At 70.2% G+C, this 1,004-nt stretch carries 1 pseudogene (only partly in view); it reads right to left on the bottom strand.

Features of this window, described 5'->3' with window-relative positions:
• Positions 1-1,004, bottom strand: a pseudogene (locus tag ACFFNX_RS51055) (IS110 family RNA-guided transposase) (its annotated part continues 136 nt past the right edge of the window); the annotation flags it as partial.

The following is a 1,004-nucleotide window of genomic DNA, read 5'->3' as shown; positions in this document are numbered from 1 at the left end:
CGCAGGAGCGCCCACAGGACGTTGACGCGTCGCCTGGCCAGGGCGAGCACCGCTTGGGAGTGGTGTTTGCCTTCGGCTCTCTTCCGGTCGTAGAAGGAACGCGACTCGGGGTTGCATCGGATGCTGATCAGCGCAGAGGTGTAGAACACCCTGTTCAGGCCGCGGTGGTAGCGCTGAGGCCGGTGCAGGTTGCCGTGGATGCGTCCGGAGTCTCGCGGCGCCGGGGCCAGGCCGGCGAAGCTGGCGAGGCGGTCGCTGGTCCCGAAAACTGTCATGTCGCCGCCGGTGGCGGCCAGGAACTCCGCGCCGAGAATCGTCCCGATGCCAGGCAGGCTGCTGATCACCTCGGCGCGTTCGTGTCGGCGAAACCGGCCCTCGATGAGCTTCTCCACGTCCCTGATCTGCTCGTTGAGGGCCATCACCTCCCCGGCCAGCGTCTGGACGAGCTGAGCGCTGAGTGCTTCGCCGGGCAGGCTGGTTTGCTGCCGCCCGGCCGCGTCGACGGCGGCCTGGGCGAGCTGGGCGGCCCCGCGTACCTTTCGGTGCCGCAGCCATGTTTCCAGCCGGGTCCGGCCCATGCGGCGCAGCGCGGCCGGGGTCTGATAGCCCGTCAACAGCACCAGCGGCCCGGCGTTGGTGACGTCCAGTACCCGCTCCAGCGCCGGGAAGATGCCGGTCAGCAGCTCACGCAGGCGGCTGATGGTGCGGGTCCGATCATGTACCAGGTCGGTGCGCCGGGCGGTGAGCAGCCGCAGCTCCACGACGAGCTCGTCGTCGGCTCGCATCGGGTGCAGGTCCCGTCGCATCCGGGCCTGATCGGCGATGATGGCGGCGTCCTTGGCATCGGTCTTGCCCTCGCCGCGGTACCCGGAGGCGGCGCGGTTGACGGTACGCCCGGGGATGTAGAGAAGGTGCTGGCCGTGGCCGGCGAGCAGGCCGATCATCAGGGCCGCGCCGCCGTCGGCCAGGTCGATCGCCCAGGTGGTCTGGTCCCCGTCGCTGAT

The sequence above is a fragment of the Actinoallomurus acaciae genome (genome assembly GCF_042429965.1).
GTDB lineage: Bacteria > Actinomycetota > Actinomycetes > Streptosporangiales > Streptosporangiaceae > Actinoallomurus > Actinoallomurus acaciae.
The sequence above is the reverse complement of the archived record's forward strand: the minus strand, read 5'-3'. Positions and strand labels throughout refer to the sequence as shown.